The 15,969-nt window shown below is 77.2% G+C and carries 12 protein-coding genes; 4 read left to right on the top strand and 8 right to left on the bottom strand.

Translation table 11 applies throughout. The annotated features are described in order from the left end of the window. Positions 1-23: 23 nt before the first annotated feature. On the top strand, positions 24-671 hold the full coding sequence (locus EDD39_RS20920; RefSeq protein ID WP_030464177.1) for a response regulator: 648 nt from the start codon (positions 24-26) through the stop codon (positions 669-671). 58 nt (positions 672-729) lie between these two features. On the opposite strand, the gene EDD39_RS20925 is transcribed toward EDD39_RS20920, so the two are convergent. The 3 genes from EDD39_RS20925 to EDD39_RS20935 form a co-directional block, all read right to left on the bottom strand. Continuing rightward, positions 730-1,077: a hypothetical protein gene (locus EDD39_RS20925; RefSeq protein ID WP_148089484.1), complete on the bottom strand. Its 348-nt coding sequence runs from the start codon at positions 1,075-1,077 to the stop codon at positions 730-732. A 150-nt stretch (positions 1,078-1,227) separates the two neighbouring features. Beyond that, entirely contained in the window at positions 1,228-2,193 is a 966-nt protein-coding gene (locus tag EDD39_RS20930) for a hypothetical protein (protein ID WP_123558192.1), read from the bottom strand. 218 nt (positions 2,194-2,411) lie between these two features. Beyond that, on the bottom strand, positions 2,412-3,074 hold the full coding sequence (locus tag EDD39_RS20935; RefSeq protein WP_123558194.1) for an AAA family ATPase: 663 nt from the start codon (positions 3,072-3,074) through the stop codon (positions 2,412-2,414). A 257-nt stretch (positions 3,075-3,331) separates the two neighbouring features. On the opposite strand from EDD39_RS20935, the gene EDD39_RS20940 reads away from it, so the two are divergent. From EDD39_RS20940 to EDD39_RS20950, 3 genes are all read left to right on the top strand, one after another. Beyond that, positions 3,332-4,213 (top strand): ATP-grasp domain-containing protein, encoded by an 882-nt coding sequence (locus EDD39_RS20940; protein ID WP_123558196.1) that lies wholly within the window; start codon positions 3,332-3,334, stop codon positions 4,211-4,213. Next, a complete protein-coding gene (locus EDD39_RS20945) occupies positions 4,210-4,968 on the top strand; it encodes an ATP-grasp domain-containing protein (protein ID WP_244256861.1) in 759 nt (252 codons plus the stop codon). Before EDD39_RS20940 ends, EDD39_RS20945 begins: the two co-directional genes overlap by 4 nt. A 150-nt stretch (positions 4,969-5,118) precedes the next feature. Continuing rightward, entirely contained in the window at positions 5,119-6,831 is a 1,713-nt protein-coding gene (locus EDD39_RS20950) for a sensor histidine kinase (RefSeq protein ID WP_123558198.1), read from the top strand. Between the two features lie 248 nt (positions 6,832-7,079). Here EDD39_RS20950 and EDD39_RS20955 read toward each other — a convergent pair whose 3' ends face one another. The 5 genes from EDD39_RS20955 to EDD39_RS20975 form a co-directional block, all read right to left on the bottom strand. Then, positions 7,080-8,321: an RNA polymerase sigma factor gene (locus EDD39_RS20955; protein WP_123558199.1), complete on the bottom strand. Its 1,242-nt coding sequence runs from the start codon at positions 8,319-8,321 to the stop codon at positions 7,080-7,082. A gap of 106 nt (positions 8,322-8,427) precedes the next feature. After that, the gene (locus EDD39_RS20960) at positions 8,428-8,847 is read right to left on the bottom strand and encodes a YciI family protein (RefSeq protein ID WP_030464190.1); all 420 of its coding nucleotides are present in this window, start codon (positions 8,845-8,847) and stop codon (positions 8,428-8,430) included. 228 nt (positions 8,848-9,075) lie between these two features. Continuing rightward, the gene (locus EDD39_RS39700) at positions 9,076-11,142 is read right to left on the bottom strand and encodes a hypothetical protein (RefSeq protein WP_123558201.1); all 2,067 of its coding nucleotides are present in this window, start codon (positions 11,140-11,142) and stop codon (positions 9,076-9,078) included. Next, on the bottom strand, positions 11,139-14,876 hold the full coding sequence (locus EDD39_RS41120) for a DUF5682 family protein (RefSeq protein ID WP_244256866.1): 3,738 nt from the start codon (positions 14,874-14,876) through the stop codon (positions 11,139-11,141). Before EDD39_RS41120 ends, EDD39_RS39700 begins: the two co-directional genes overlap by 4 nt. Continuing rightward, positions 14,876-15,967 (bottom strand): AAA family ATPase, encoded by a 1,092-nt coding sequence (locus EDD39_RS20975; protein ID WP_123558203.1) that lies wholly within the window; start codon positions 15,965-15,967, stop codon positions 14,876-14,878. The genes EDD39_RS41120 and EDD39_RS20975 overlap by 1 nt, the downstream gene beginning before the upstream one ends. Positions 15,968-15,969: the final 2 nt, after the last annotated feature.

Genomic DNA, 15,969 nt, shown 5'->3' on the forward strand with positions numbered 1-15,969 from the left:
AGAGCAGCAGAGGAAGGTGCCCGGTGATCCGTGTCCTGGTGGCCGACGACGAGCCGCTGATCCGGGCCGGCATCCGGATGATCCTCACCTCCGCCGAGGACATCGAGGTGGTCGGCGAGGCCCCCGACGGGGCGCAGGCCCTCCGGATGGCAGCCGAACTCGCCGCGGACGTCCTGCTGCTGGACATCCGGATGCCGGTCATGGACGGGCTCAGCGCGCTCGCCGAACTGCCCCGCGCCGCGCCCGGCACCCGGGCCATCGTGCTCACCACCTTCGGCGAACGGGAGAACGTGCTCCGGGCGATCACCTCCGGCGGCGCCGGCTTCCTGCTGAAGGACACCGCGCCCGGCGAGCTGATCCAGGCCGTCCGGGCCGCCGCCACCGGCCACGCCTTCCTCTCCCCGGCCGCCACCCGGCACATCGTGGACAGCCTCGCCGACGGCCCGGCGGCCGCGCGCGGCGAACAGGCCAGACGGCGGCTGGCCGTGCTCACCGCGCGCGAACGCGCGGTGGTCGATCTGCTCGGCGAGGGGCTGTCGAACGCCGACACCGGCGCCCGGCTGCACATGAGCGAGGCGACGGTGAAGACCTACGTCAGCCGGATCCTGGCCAAACTGGACTGCGAGAACCGGGTGCAGGCCGCCCTGCTGGCCCGCGACGCGGAACTCTGACGCAGCGTCGGACCGGTGGGAGTCGGATCGGTGGGAGGGGAGCCGATCCGACGGCACGTCAGATCGCTTCGGGGTGCGGGGGGATGCCGAGTCGGACGGCCTGTTCGGCGTACGCCTTGCGAATCTGCCGCAGCGCCTCCGGCCGGAACGGGTCGTCCGCCGGGATGGCCGCCGCGACGGCCAACGCCTCTGCCATCAGGCCGAGTTGCAGGTCCCGGCGGAGCAGCACCGGGTAGTGGCGGGTCAGTTCGATCGCCGCCAGCGCCAGCTTCGGCAGGTGCACCACCGGGTTGTCGCCGGCCAGCAGGCGGTGCGCCCGGTACGCCTGCCACGGGGTGGGCGGCTCGCTGCCCGCCAGCAACACCCGGGCCCGCAACGCCAGTTCCTGATCAACGTGTGAGGACACACGGCTCCCATCGCTCTCGTCCAAAGGGGGGAATGCGGACGAGTCTGCGGCCGGCGGGGTGCGCCGGACAAGGGAGGACGGATGTGCGCTCAGTCCTACCGGAAACGGCCGTGAACAGGCAGAATGAGGACCGATACGCTGCCGGGAGGGTTACCGGGCGGCGGCGGGAGCCTCGGTGAGGGGCTCGGTGAGGGGATCTGCGAGAGGTTCGGCGAGAGGTTCGGCGAGGGCGTCGACGGGGGGTTCGAGGAGGGGCTCGACGGCGGCGGCTGCGGCGGGCGCCCCGGCCGGGGATCCGGCGGCAGCGGCCAGGCGCTCGCCGATCGCGTCGAGTTCCGCCGAGAGCTGGGCGCGCAGCACGGGCAGCAGGGCGAGGGCCGCGCGGGCGGCGTCCGGGTCGGGCTGCGGGTCGCCGTGGACGGCGGCGACGGCGGTGCGCACCGGCAGCACGGCCAACGCGCTCTCCCACGCGGTGCGGTGCACGCCGGTGGCGTAACGGCAGGTCAGGTACTCCAGCGGGGTGAGCGCCAGGGCGTCCCGGTCGGCCGGCCCGGCCAGGCGGTGCTCGGGCAGCAGCCAGGCCACCCCGTCCCGGGCCACCAGGTCGAACGCCCGGGACAGGTCGGGGGAGACCGGGCCGCGCGCCGATTCGGGCGTCGCCGCCGCCAACAGCCGCTCCAGCATGGCCGCTTCGCGCGGACCGGCCGGCCGGTCCGGGTGCTCCTGCCCGGCCAGCAACTGCTCCAGGTGGTAGCGCTGGCCCCAACTGCCCACCGAGCGGTGCATCGCCCCCGCCCGGGTCTCCCGGATCGCGGCCAGCGCCAGCGCCCGGGTGGTCACGTCGCGGCGCACCGCGAGCGCGTCCGCGGCCCCGTCCGGGAACAGCCGGGCCAGCGCGCACCGCACCGCGTCCACCGTCGGCCCGTCGTACCAGCGCAGCGTCCAGCGCCGACCGACCGGCTCGAACTGCGGCTCGACCGGGACGCGGAACTGCACGGACAGCCGGTCGGCGATCCGCCGGGCCCGCGGCGCGTGCAGGGCCTGCGGGGAGCGTGGAGTCTGCGGCGCGGACCCGGGCGCGGCGGCGCGCTCCGGGGTGCGTTCGGGGGTGCCCATGGCGGGAGCCTAGCCACCGGCCGGCCCGGGCGGCCGCGGTGGCGGGCGACGCGCGGGGCGGCTCAGCCGTTCGCCGCAACCCGCTGCACGGGGCCGGGGCGGGCGGGGTGAGGTGCCGTCAGGTGGGGCGTGGGGAAGGAGCGGCGGTGGCCCGGCTGTTCCCGGACGGAAGGACCGGCGGGCGGGGGAGCGGGAACGGGGCGAGGGCGGAGGCGCCGTCAGGTGGCGTGGGTGGCGCAGTCGGTGACCCGGGCCTGGACGGGTACGGGGACGGGTACGGGAGCGGGGGCCGGGGCGGGGGTGAACTCGATGGCGCTGAGGCGGGGGGCGGCGGTGCGGGGGAGCAGGACGGCGGAGGCGACGCCGGGGGGCAGCGGGCCGGCGGCGGTGACCAGGGCGCGCAGCGCGGCCGCGGAGCGGCGGTGGCGGGCGAAGGCGTACCGGGAGACCCGGCGGCCGCGGCGGCGCTGGCCGTCGGCGGCCTGCGCGGGGGTGGCGTCGAGCAGCAGCAGGTGCAGGCGGCGGCCCTGCCGGACGGTGGCGCGGGCCAGGGCGCGGCGGACCCAGGGCAGGGTGCCGCAGTCGTGGACGACCAGCGGGCCGCCGGCCCGTACCGCCGCGCGCAGCCGCAGGTAGTGGGCGAGCCGGACCAGCGGCCGGTACAGCGCGTACGGGACGCCGGGCAGCGCGCGGGCGAACCGGGCCCGGGTGTGCTGGGAGTCGATCACCCGGGCGCGGGCGCAGCGCCGCATCAGGGTGCTCTTGCCGCTGCCGGGCAGCCCGGAGACCACCAGGACGTCGTCCGCCGGGTAGGCCAGCCGGGCCGGGGCGGGACGGCCGGTCAGGTCGTGCCGGGTGTGCGGGCGCAGCTGCGGGGGCACACGGTCCTCCTCAAAGGGTCTGCCGGTCGAAGGGGCCGGCCGGTCAAAGGGTCTGCCAAGGGGGCGTCATGTGAACGTCATGCCCAGGGAAGTCGGTTCCAGCCCCTCGGCGGTGCAGCTGTGACGCGGCTGTTTCCGTTCCCGGACACCCTGGGTGACATGCGGCGGATGATCCATGGCAGGGTGGGCGGACGCGATTCGCCCCGGGGGAGACCGACGGGGGCGCAGGGGATCAGTGGGAAAAGGGGTGGGGGCACATGAGGTTCTGCTTCCTGGTCGAGGAGCACTACCGCAACGACGGGATGCCGCTGGCCGTGGTCGAGCACCTGCGGGCCACCGGCCACCGGGTGGACGTGCTGCGGCCCGGCGCCGACCTGCTCGACCTCGCCGAGCTGGTGCGCACCGGCGCGCACGACGCGTGGGTGCTCAAGACCGTCTCCGGCGGCCCGGGCCTGGGCCTGCTGGAGTCCGCCGCCGCGGCCGGCCTGACCACCGTCAACGACGCCCGGGCGATCCGCCCGGTCCGCGACAAGGCGCAGACCGCGGTGGTCGCCGCGCTGCACGGCCTGCCGATGCCCCGGACCTGGGCCGCCGCCGACCCGGCCGCGTTCGCCGCGGTGGACGCGGACCGCTACCCGCTGGTCGTCAAGCCCGCCGACGGGTCCTCGGGGCGCGCCGTCCACCTGGTCGAACGGCCCGAGCAGCTCGCCGAGTTGGCCGCACCCGCGGACGGCGGGCTGCTGATCGCCCAGCCGTACGTGCCCAACGACGGCTGCGACCTGAAGGTGTACTGCGCGGGCGGCGAGTTCTTCGCCACCCGGCGCACCTCGCCGCTGCACCCGCACCACCCCGCCGTGGAACGCCCCGTCCCGCTGCCGCGCGAGGTCGCCGCGCTGGCCGCGCAGGTCGGCGAGGTGTTCGGCCTCGACCTGTACGGGCTGGACGTGCTGGTCGGCCCGGACGGACCGGTGGTCGTCGACATCAACGACTTCCCGAGCTTCCGCCAGGTGCCGCGCGCCGTCGAGCGGGTGGCCGACGCCGTGGTCCGGCTCGCCCGCAGCGGCTCCTCCTGGCCGACCCCCGGCGCGGGCCCGCTGCTCACCGACGCCGGGATCCCCGACGCCCGGGCCGCCCGGTGACGCCGCCCCGGCCGCTGCGGATCGCCCTGGTCGCCCGCGAACCCGGCCACCCGCTGCTCGCCGGGGCGCTGCGCCTGCTGGAACGGGACGGGCACCTGACGGCCGGTCAGGACGAGCCGGCCGACGTGGTGCTGCTCAAGGCGCGCGACGCCCGGTCGCTGCGCCGGGCCGAGGCGTACGAGCGGGCGGGCGTGCCGGTGCTCAACTCCGCCGCCGTCACCGCCCGTTGCCAGGACCGGGACTGGATGGAGTGCACCGCCCGGGCCGCCGGACTGCCGTTCGCCCCCACCCTGGGCGGCGGCGTCCTGGCCGCACTCGCCTGGCCCGGGCCGGTGGTGGTGAAGAGCCGGTACAGCCGCAAGGACGACCTGGTGGCCCGCGCCGACACCGCCGCGCAGTGGCACGCGCTCGCGCAGGCGTGGCCGGACGAACCGGTGCTGCTGCAGCGGCCGGTGGCCGGCGACGGCTGGGACCGCAAGGTGTGGGTGGTCGGCGGGCAGGTCTTCGCCGAGCAGCGCCGCTCCGAACTGGAGCCCGGCGGCCCGGAGCGCCGCCCCTGGGCGCCCGACCCGCAGGAGCGGCGGATCGTGCTGTCCGCCGGGGCGGCGTTCGGACTCCAGGTGTACGGCGTCGACCTGCTGCCGGGCCCGGACGGGCCGGTCGCCGTCGACGTCAACGCCTTCCCCGGCGTCCGCCTCCAGCCCGACGCCCCCGAGGCGCTCGCCGCGCTCGTGCTGCGCACCGCCGGGCGCTGAGCGCCTCGGGGGCGCCGGTCGTGACCTGCCGTGCGACCTGCCGGTTCCCGGGCCGGCGGGCCCTGCCGCGGGCCCACCCCGTCGGTCCGCCCGGCCGCGGGCGTCTGCGAGAATCGGTGCGCGGCGGAGCCACGGACGAGGAGGAGCGCGGTGCGCGAGGAGGAACCGCGGTCGCGGATCCCGCAGCTGAGGCTGGACGAGCTGCTGGCCGAGCTGCAGGCCCGGATCGACGTGGCCCGGGGCACCCGGGACCGGGTGCACAGCCTGCTGGAGGCCGTGCTGTCGGTCGGCCGGGAGCTGGAGCTGACCCAGGTGCTGCGCCGGATCGTGGAGGCCGCGGCCGTCCTCGCCGACGCCAGGTACGCGGCGCTCGGCATCATCGGCCCGGACGGCGACACCCTCTCGCAGTTCATCACCGTCGGCCTGACCGAGGAGGAGATCGCCCGGATCGGCCCCTACCCGACCGGCAAGGGCCTGCTCGGCGAACTCATCCGGCACCCGCAGCCGCTGCGGCTGGAGGACCTCACCTCGCACCCGGCGTCCACCGGCTGCCCCGCCCACCACCCCGAGATGCGGACCTTCCTCGGCCTGCCGGTGCGGGTGCGCGACGAGGTGTTCGGCAACATCTACCTGACCGACAAGCGCGGCGCGGCCGGGTTCGACGACGACGACGAGTCGGTGATCGCCACCCTCGCGGTCGCCGCCGGCGTGGCCATCGACAACGCCCGGCTGTACGAGGAGGCGCAGCGCCGGCAGCGCTGGCTGACCGCCACCGCCGAGATCAACCGCCGCCTGCTGTCCGGCAGTTCGCGCATCCAGGTGGTCGAGCTGATCGCCCAGCGGGCCTGCGACATCTCCGGCGCGCAACTGGCCGACGTGCTGACCGCGCTGCCCGACGGGGCCGGACTGCGGGTCGAGCTGGCGCTCGGCGGGGACGTCAACGGGCGGGTCGGGGTGGAGGTGGCGCTGGAGGGCACCATCTCCGGCGCGGCCTGCGCGGAGGGCTTCCCGGTGACCTCGCACGACCTGGCGGACGACCCGCGCTTCCCCGGCCGGGTGTCGCGGTTCGAGGGGCTGGGCCCGGCCGTCGCGGTGCCGCTGGGACGGGCCGAGGGTCACACCGAGGGGGTGCTGCTGCTGGTGCGCGGCAGCGGCGAGCCGGAGTTCACCGCGCGCGAGATCGACCCGCTGCTGGGCTTCGCCGACCAGGCCGCGCTCGCCCTGGAACTGGCCGAACGGCGGCGCGACGCCGAGCAGTTGGCCGTCCTGGAGGACCGCGACCGGATCGCCCGGGACCTGCACGACCTGGCCATCCAGCGACTGTTCGCCACCGGCATGACGCTGCAGAGCGCGTCCCGGTTCATCGACCACCCCGGGGCGTCCGACCGGGTGCTGCGGGCGGTCGGCGACCTGGACGAGACCATCAAGATCATCCGCTCGACGATCTTCGGGCTGCGGGTCCGCGAGGCCGGTGCCGGACAGGGCCTGCGGGCCCGGGCCGTGCACGTGGTCGAGGAGGCGCAGGCCGCCCTCGGCTTCGCGCCCCGCCTCAGCATGGAGGGCCTGCTCGACACCGACGTGCCGCCCGCCGTCGCCGACCACCTGGTCGCCGTCCTCGGCGAGGCGCTCAGCAACGCCGCCCGGCACGCCGGGGCCGGCCGGGTCGAGGTCGCCCTGCAGGCGGCCGGCGGCCAGGTCGCCCTCACCGTCCAGGACGACGGCGTCGGCATCCCCGCGCAGGGCCGCCGCAGCGGCCTGCGCAACCTCGAGGAACGCGCCCGCGCCCTCGGCGGCACCCTCGCCGTCACCGCCCCGCCCACGGGCGGCACCGTCCTCAACTGGACCGTCCCGCTGGGCCACTGACGAGCGGGCGGGCGGCCTCCGCCGCGCTCCGTGCAAGAACGGGTTCTCGGGCGGGGCATGGCGGCGCGGCGCGCGGTGCGGTGGATCGTCCCGCGGGTGACCTTCGCGGGAGTGGCGGCGGTCGTGCTCTTCGGAGCGTTCCTGCTGGTCGGGATGCCCCTGCTCCTGTCCGTCTCCCGCGCGGACGCCATTCCGGACCCCTGACGGCCCGTCAGGAATTCAGGGCGCCCCGGGAGGCTGACGGGACGTCAGTTGGCTTCCAGTGCCGCCGCCTTGCGCAGCAGCACGGCCCGCTCGCGGGCGTTGCGGCACAGGCGGGCGGCGAGTTCCAGCTCGGTGCGGGCCTCGGCGGTGCGGCCCAGGCGGGTGAGCAGTTCGCCGCGGACGCCCGGCAGCAGGTGCGAGCCGGGCAGGCGGTCGGCGGCGAGCAGCTCGTCCACGACCGCCAGCGCCTCGGCCGGGCCGCTCGCCATGGCCAGGGCCACCGCCCGGTTCAGCTCGACCACCGGGGACGGCGCCACCCGGCCGAGCGCCTCGTAGAGCAGCACGATCCGCTCCCAGTCGGTCTCCGCCACCGACGGCGCCACCGCGTGGCAGGCCGCGATCGACGCCTGCAGCCCGTACGGGCCCAGGCCCCGTCCGGCCGTCGCGGCCCGGCCGAGCGCCGCCAGCCCGCGCCGGATCGCGGGGCGGTCCCAGCGGGTGCGGTCCTGGTCCTCCAGCAGCACCGCCTCCCCGTCCGGCCCGGTCCGGGCCGGGAAGCGGGCCGCCGTCAGCTCGAACAGCGCCAGCAGGCCCTGCGGTTCGCCCTCGCCCGGCAGCAGGGCGGCCAGCGTCCGGGCCAGCCGGAGCGCCTCGTAGGCGAGGTCCGGGCGCAGCAGGTCCTCGCCCGCCGTCGCGGTCGACCCCTCCGTGAACACCACGTACAGCACGCTCAGCACCGCGCCCAGCCGCTCGCGCCGCTGCTCGGCGGGCGGCAGCCCGAACGGGACGCGGGCCGCGGCGATCGTCTTCTTCGCCCGGGTGATCCGGGCCTGCACGGTCGGCACCGGCACCAGGAACGCCCGGGCGATCTCCTCGCTGGACAGGCCGCTCACCACCCGCAGCGTCAGCGCCACCCGGGCCTCCGGCGCGAGCACCGGGTGGCAGGCGGTGAACACCAGCGCCAGCACGTCGTCGTCGATCCGGTCCGGGTCCCACGGCAGGTCGTCCGCCCGCCCGCCGCCGGGCGCCGCCCCCGCGTGCGCCTCGCCCTCGGCGAGCGGACCCGCCAGCAGGGCGTACCGCCGGTCCAGCGCCGCGCGGCGGCGGAAGGCGTCGATCGCCCGCCGCCGCGCGGCCGTCAGCAGCCAGCCCACCGGCTCGGCGGGCACGCCGTCGCGCGACCAGGCCACCAGCGCCTCGGCGAGCGCCTCCTGCGCGACGTCCTCGGCCAGCGCGAAGTCCCCGCCCCAGCGGGCCAGCGCGCCCACCACCCGGGCGGACTCGATCCGCCAGACCGCGGCGACGGCCCGCCGGGCCGACTCCGTGACCGGCGGGCCCTCGGGCCGGGCCCGGCCGGGTCGGCGGGCGGCGGGCCGTCGTGGGTGGACGGCATCAGAGCTGGCCGGTCCGCTCGCGCCAGGCCCGCTCCATGGCGACCCACTCGTTGTCCTGCGGGAACTCGTCGATGCTCGGCACCCGGCGCACCTCGCACTTCGCCCCCGGCATCGCGGGCAGCCGCTTCGCCCACTCCACGGCCTCCTCCTTCGAGGCCACGTCGATCAGGTAGAAGCCGCCGAACAGCTCCTTGGTCTCCCCGTACGGGCCGTCGGTGACCACCGGCACCTCGCCGTCGTAGTCCACCACCACGCCCTGCGACGGGTCGTCCAGCCCCTCGGCGGCCACCAGCACGCCCGCCCGGATCAGCTGCTCGTTGAAGCGGCCCACCGTCTCGAGCATCTCCTCGAACGGCGTCTCCCCCATCTTGGCCATGGTCTCGTCCGTCGCCCGCATGATCAGCATGTACTTCGCCATCGTCGTTCTCCTCGCTCGGGGGGCCTCTCACGACCCCTTCTATCCCAAGGTCGAACGGCGCGGGCCCGGATCGACACCGGAACCGGAAAAGTTTTCCGCCGCCCCTCCGCTTCCCCGATCTGCCCCGCGCACCGGCCGCCCGGCGGCCTCCGGCAGGCTCCGGGCCTCCGGGCCTCCGCGCCGGTGATCATGCGGGCGGGTGCGGGGGAGGGGCGCCGGCCCGGGTGCTCAGGGCCGGGCCTCCTCCTGGTGCAGGTCGAGGGCGGTGAGCAGGTGGAGCGCCGCGTCCGTCCAGCGGTCGGGGGACGGGTCGGCGGCCAGGGCGTCCAGCAGGGCGGCGGCGGTGCGCAGGCCGGTGCGGCGCAGGCCGGACGCGGCCGGGGCCAGCTGGTGCGGGAGGGCGGTGTCCAGGCCGGTGCGGGCGAGTTCGGCGAGCGCGGTGCGGGCGGCGGTCAGGGCCGCGGCCAGCGGGTCGGCGGCGGCCGGGGGCAGGGCGGTGAACGGGTGCGGGTCGGTCTCGGCCGCCAGGTCCGGGTGGACCGGCCCGGCGGCCGTGCGCACCGCCAGCGGGTCGAGGACGGGACGGCCCGCCTCCGGCCGCAGCAGGCCGCTGACGTGCGTCACCGTGCCGGACTCCAGGGCCGCCGCCAGCGCGTCGATCCGGCCCGGGCAGAGCACGTCGTGCTCGGCGGAGAGCCGAACCTCCGTCCCCGCGGCGTCCCGCAGGACGGCCTCCAGGCGCTGCCGGGCCGGGTCGTAGCCCAGCGGGCCGACCTCCGCCACGGCCAGCACGTGCGCGTTCTCCGCCTCGATCCGGGGCCGCACCGGCCGCGGCGGACGCCCGCCCAGCGCCCGCAGCCGGGCCGCCGCGTCGTGCAGCAGCAGCGGCGCGGGCAGCGACGCCCAGGCGTCGCCGAGCGGCGTGACGCTGGTCGAGGCGATCCGGCCCCGCTCCACCGTCACGGCCCGGCCCGCGCTGCGCGAGACCGACTCGCTGACCAGGTTCGACCCGGCCAGCGCCCGCACCGAGTGCCCGAGCAGCCGCCGCCCCGCCAACTCCGCGCCCGTGCCCGCCCGGCCCTCCGGCACCGCCCACTGCTTGCGCAGCACCAGGGCGATCCCGGCGTCCGGCTGCGCCAGGTAGAGCTCCGTGCACCGCTCCGCCCCGCCCCGGCCGGCCGACACCCGGCAGCCCAGCGCGACCAGCCGGGTGCGGCGCAGCTGGGTGACCGCGCTCTCCCCGGTGCCCAGCGCCAACGCCCGGTCCGCCGCCCGCAACCGGGCCCGCAGCTCCACCAGCAACTCGGCCACCCGGTCCGGGTCGTGCCGGGTGTCCCGGTCCGCGTACGCCGCCAGCTGCACCCGCAGCTCGGCCGCCGCGGCGGCCGGCCAGTGCGCCGACGCCGCCGCCAACTCGGCCTCCAGCCGCGCCAGTTGCGCCAGCAGGACCGGACCCGTCCGGGCCGTGCCGGTGCGCAGCAGCTCCTCGGTGAGCGCCGCCACCGCCACCGCCGCCGCCGTCGCAGTGGCGGGAGCCGGCTGCGCCCGGTCCGCCGTCGCCGCCGCCGTCCCGGCATCCGCCCGCTTCGGGCCGCCCGCGGTGCGTGCCGAACCGGACGGCGTGCCGTCCTCGTCCGCCGCCCGGAACGCCCACACCGCCAGCGTCACCAGCTCGCCGTGCCGTGCTGCGGTCGCCCCGCTCAGCGCGAAGTTCAGGCTGCGCGGGACGGGGAAGCGGACGGTGCAGCTGGGCAGCTCCACCGACGGCGCCGGGTGCGCGGCGTCCATCCGCTGCACCGTCACCCGCACCCCCCGCTCCCAGGCTCGCCGGGCCGCCGCGAGGGCCGGGCGGCCGAACGCCGCCAGCAGCGTCGCGTCGTCGAACTCGGCCGGGGACCAGGGGAGTTCGGGCTCAGGGGGCGGGGCGGGCGCCGCTGCCCCGGGCCCGGCCGCGGCCTCGGGCCGGGACCCGGATGCGGGCGAGGACTCGGACGCGGAATCGGACGCGGACCGGGACCGGGCCTGGGCCTGGTAGGCGAGGACCAGGCCCACCAGGTGGCGGCAGACGCCCGGGGCCGGGCAGCTGCACGTCCCCGCCTCCAGCGGGACCCCGGCGGGCAGGGCCGCCCGGCTGCCGTCCGGGAACGCGGCCGCGACCTCGCCGGCCGGGTCGAGGGACACCGAGGCCCCGGCGCCCGAGTCGAGCTCGCGGGCCGCCCGCTTCACCAGGCCGCGGTTGGCCAGCGCGGCCAGCGTGTCGGCGTCCAGCGCCAGCAGGTCCGTCCGGGCGTTCACCGGCCCACCTTCTCCGCCACGAACGCGGCCAGCGCGCCCGGTGTCATCGCGCCCACGTGCGCCCCCGATCCGACCAGCCGGGCCGCCAGTTCGCGGTCGTACACCGGGTCCGCCTCCTCGTCCAACGCGGCCAGCCCGAGCACCGTGCTGCCCTGCTCCACCAGCGTCCGCACCCCGCGCAGCAGCCGGCCGGGGTCGCCGCCCTCGAAGAAGTCCGACACCAGCACCACGATGCTGCGCCGCGGGTTGTCCAGCAGCCCGGCCGCGTAGTCCACCGCCCGGGCGATGTCGGTGCCGCCGCCGAGCTGCACCCGCATCAGCAGCTCCACCGGGTCGCTCACGTCCTCGGTCAGGTCCACCACCGAGGTGTCGAACGCCACCAGGTGGGTGCGCAGCCCCGGCAGGTTCCACAGGCAGGCCGCCGTCACCGCGGAGTGGATCACCGAACCGGCCATCGAGCCCGACTGGTCGACCAGCAGCACGAGTTGCCACCGCTCCAGGGTGCGCCGCGTCCGGGAGTGGAAGTACGGCCGCTCGATCAGCAGCCGCCGCCGCTCCGGCTGGTAGTGCGCGAGGTTCGCCCGCACCGTGGTCCGGAAGTCGAAGTTCCGGGCCAGCGGGACCAGGCTGCGGCCCGGCGCCCGCGTCCCGGTGAACGCCCGGCGCACCTGCGGACGCAGCCGCGCCAACAGCTCGCGCACCACCGACTCCACCAACCGGCGTGCCAGGAACAGGAGTTCGGGGTTCATCAGGTGCTTGGTGCGCAGCACCGCGCGCAGCAGCGCCGGGCTCGGCTCCACCCGGGACAGCACCTCCGGGTCGGTGACGATCTCGTCGATGCCGTACCGCTCCACCGCGTCCCGCTCCAGCCGCTCCACGGTCTCCTTCGGGAACAGCCGGTGCACCTCCTCCAGCCAGTCCACCGGCGTCACCACGGACGCCCCGTCGCCCCCGTGCCGCGAACCGCCGCGCCCGCTGCCGCCGGAACGCCGGACCCCGCGCCGTCCCGCCTCCGGGTCGCGCCCGTACAGCCACTCCAGCGCGGCGTCCTGCGCGGCCGCCCGCCCGTCGAGCGAACCGGTGCAGCGCTCGGCGGGCGCGCCGAGGATCAGGCGCCAGCGTTCGAGGCCCTCGTCGGGGAGGTGGGAGGGAGGGGGCGCGGGGGAGGTGCCGGTGTCTTCGGGGACCGGGAGGGGAGCGAGGGCGGCCGGGGCCGGGTCCGGGGCCAGGCCGTAGCGGGTCAGCAGGTCGGTGACGGCGAGTTCGAGGCCGGCGGCGCGGGCGAGCAGGGACGGGTCGGCGGTGGTGCGGAGCAGGCCGCGGGCCGAGCCGGTGCGGCCGCGGCGGGCCAGCAGGCGTTCGGCGATCCGCTCGCGTTCGCGGGGCGGGAAGTAGCCGAACGCCTGGCGGAGCGCGGGCAGGCCGCGCAGGAAGTCGACGGTCGGCAGCCGGGTGACGATCGCGTCCAGGGCGTCGAACAGGGAGGCGTCGTCGGCGGCGTCGAGGGCGGGACCGGTCAACTGCTCGCGGGCCAGCACGAACAGCCCCGACAGCCAGTCGCCGAGCCGGGCCGGCTCGCCCGCCAGCGCCCGGGCCCGCCGGGCGACTTCGTCGGGGGAGACCGCCGTCGCCAGGTCGTCCGCGCTTCCGCTTCCGGCCCCTGGCCCGGGCCCGTCGGCGGTCAGGGACCAGCGCAGGCCGAGGGCGGCGCCGCGCAGGTCCGGGGGCGCGGCGGGGTCGGCGGCGACGCGGGCGGCGGTGGCGAGGGCGGCCGGGCGAGTGAGGGTGAGGACGGGGGTGGCGTGACGGAGGGTGTCGCGGGCGGCGGTGGCGGCGCGCAGGCGGGCGTGGTCGACGCCGGTGCCGCCGCGCAGGCCCTCGGCCAGCCACAGGACGCGGTGCAGGGCCGCGTCGACCAGGTCGGCCAGCCGCGGGTCGGCGGCGACGCCGTACACCCGGTCGTGCCGCCACAGGTCCAGGGTGGTGGCCAGCACCTCGCCCACCGCGCCGAGTTCGGGGACGTCGCCGAGCCGGGCGGTGAGCGTGTCGAGGAGTTCGCCGGTCAGCGTGCCGACGCCGCACAGGACGGCGTCGAACAGCAGCCCGGCGAGGGCGGCCGGGTCGGTGCCGGTGTCGCGGGCCCGGCCGGCGAGGGCCACGGAGGCCGCGTCGGGCAGCCGGGCCCCGTACGCGCCGGCCTCGATCAGTGCGGCGTCGCGCCGGTGCGCCCGGCCCTGCGGATCGGGCTCCCAGCGTTCGGTGAAGACCGGGTCGCCGCCGCCGGTCGGGCCGTCCGCCCGGAGGTGGCCGGGCACTCCCAGCACCCGTAGCCGGTGCAGGAAGCGGCTGCGGCGCAGGCCGTCCGGGGTGGTCAGGTCGGCGGTGGCGGGGCGGCCCGGTTCGACGCCGCAGACGGCCTGTTCGGCCGCCACGTCGTGGACCAGCGGCGGCGCGGGCGTGTCCGGGTGCAGCCGGCCGCGCCGGGTGCCGGTGCCGGCCGCGACCAGCGCCCGGACCAGCGGGTCGGCGCCGCTGGTCGGACGTTCGCGCCCCTGCCAGGGCAGCGGCTGCTCCAGTGCCTCGCCGACCAGCCCGGAGGCCAGGCCGTCCAGCACGTCGGCCCGCGAGCGCACCCGGTGCCCGCGCATCGCCGCCAGGCCCTCGGCCAGGGTGCGGGCCGCGATCAGGTCGGCCGTCGACACCGGCACCCGCTCCTTCCGCAGCCGCCGCACCACCTCCTCGACCAGGCCGTCCGCCGCGCCCTGCGGCCCGCGCTCCCACAACAGTTGGTAGTAGCCGGGGGAGGGCATGCCGGACTGGTAGCCGCCGAACGCGTCCAACTGGGCGAAGGAGTACGGCACCAGGTGGCTGCCGCCGACCGCACCCTCCGGCGGCCGCGGCACCTCCGGCCAGCCGTCCGCCACCGTGCCGTCCGTGGCCGTGCCGTCCGTGGCCGGGTTGTCCGCCGCCGAGTTGTCCGCCACCGTGCCGTCCGTGGCCGGGTTGTCCGCCGCCGGGTCGTCCGCCACCGTGCCGTCCGCCGCCGGGTCGTCCGCCGCCGGGCCGTCCGCGACCAGTGTGCGCAGCGCGGGCGTGTGGAAGCCGCCGGTGACCACCAGCACCGGGCCGTCGCCGCGGGCCAGCGCGGCCCGCACCCAGCGCGCCATGTACGCCTCGCGGGCGGTGTCGCCGGCGTCGGCGGCCGCGTCGCCGCGCACCAGCGCGAAGTAGGCGTCCAGCCGTTCGGCCAGGCCGGCCGGGTCGGGGAGTTCGACCAAGCCGTCCCACAGGGTGTCCGGCGAGTCGGTGCCGAACGCCCGGCACAGCCGCTCGGTGGCCTCCGCGTACCGGGCCTCGGCGTCCGCGAACCGGTTCGCCAGCGGGCGGGCCCGGTCGGTGAACGCCGGGTGCCAGGCCGGCAGGTCGACGAAGCGCACCTGCGCGCCCGCCGCCCGGCCCTCGGTCAGTGCCACCCACTCCGGCGAGTACGCGCACAGCGGCGCCCAGGAGGTGGCCGTCCGCTCCTCGTCCCGGTAGTGGCTGAACACCGCGACCGGCAGTTCGTGGCCGAGCAGCAGTTCGTCCAGCCGCGGGTTCAGGTCCGCCGGGCCCTCGATCAGCACGTGCGCGGGCCGCAACTGCGCGACGGTGCGGGCGACCAGCGCCGCGCAGGCCGGGGAGTGGTGCCGGACGCCCAGGAAGACCGCCTCCGGGCGCTGCGCCGTCCCCGCCATCAGTCGGCCAACAGGTGCCGGGCGTCGTACAGTTCGCGCCAGCGGCCGCCCTTGCGGCGCTCGGCCTGCTGCTCCAGGAAGCGGCGCAGCCGGGCCAGGTCGTCCGGGTTGTCCTTGGCCGCGGTGCCGGCCAGGCAGGTCACCAGGTCCGCGGCGCTGCCCGGCTCCTGGCGCAGGAACCAGCCGCGCACGCCGACCGCGTGCGCCACCGACACCGCCTCCGCCGTGCTCAGCACCGCCGAGGACGGGCCCTTGCCGCCGTCCGGCGCGCGCAGCTCCCGGAAGGTCGCCACCAGCACCTCCAGCAGGTCCCGGTCCGGGGCCGGCTCGACGCCCGAACGGCGCAGCAGCGCCGCCGACTCGGCCTCCACCAGGGCCACTTCGGTGGCGAAGTCGGCGATCGGGAAGACCGTCTCGAAGTTGAACCGGCGCTTGAGCGCGGCGCTCATCTCGTTGACGCCCCGGTCCCGGGTGTTCGCGGTGGCGATCACGTTGAACCCGGGGACGGCGAACACCATGCCGTCCGGCCCGTCCAACTCCGGTACCGCCAGCACCCGTTCGGACAGCAGCGAGAGCAGGCAGTCCTGCACCTCCAGCGGGCAGCGGGTGATCTCCTCGAACCGGACCACCTTGCCCTGCGCCATCCCCTTGAGCATCGGCGCGGGCACCAGCGAACGCGTCGACGGCCCCTCCGAGACCAGCAGCGCGTAGTTCCAGCCGTACTTGATCTGGTCCTCGGTGGTCGCCGCCCCGCCCTGCACCGTCAGCGTGGACGTGCCGCTGACCGCCGCCGCGATCAGCTCCGACAGCAGCGACTTCGCCGTCCCCGGCTCGCCCACCAGCATCAGCCCGCGGTTCGTCGCCAGCGTCACCAGCGCCCGTTCCACCAGCGCCGCGTTCCCGACGAACTTCCGGCTCACCCCGGCCCGTTCGTCACCCACCACGAAACTGCGTGCCGCCCGCAGGCTCAACTCCCAGCCCGGCGGCCGCGGATCCCCGTCCCGCTCGCGCAGCACCGCCAACTCCTCCGCGAAGCGCACCTCGGCGGGCGGCCGTTGCAGGTCGGGACGGTCGGCGGTCGGAACGGGCATCG

Origin of the sequence: Kitasatospora cineracea (assembly GCF_003751605.1) — a bacterium.
GTDB lineage: Bacteria > Actinomycetota > Actinomycetes > Streptomycetales > Streptomycetaceae > Kitasatospora > Kitasatospora cineracea.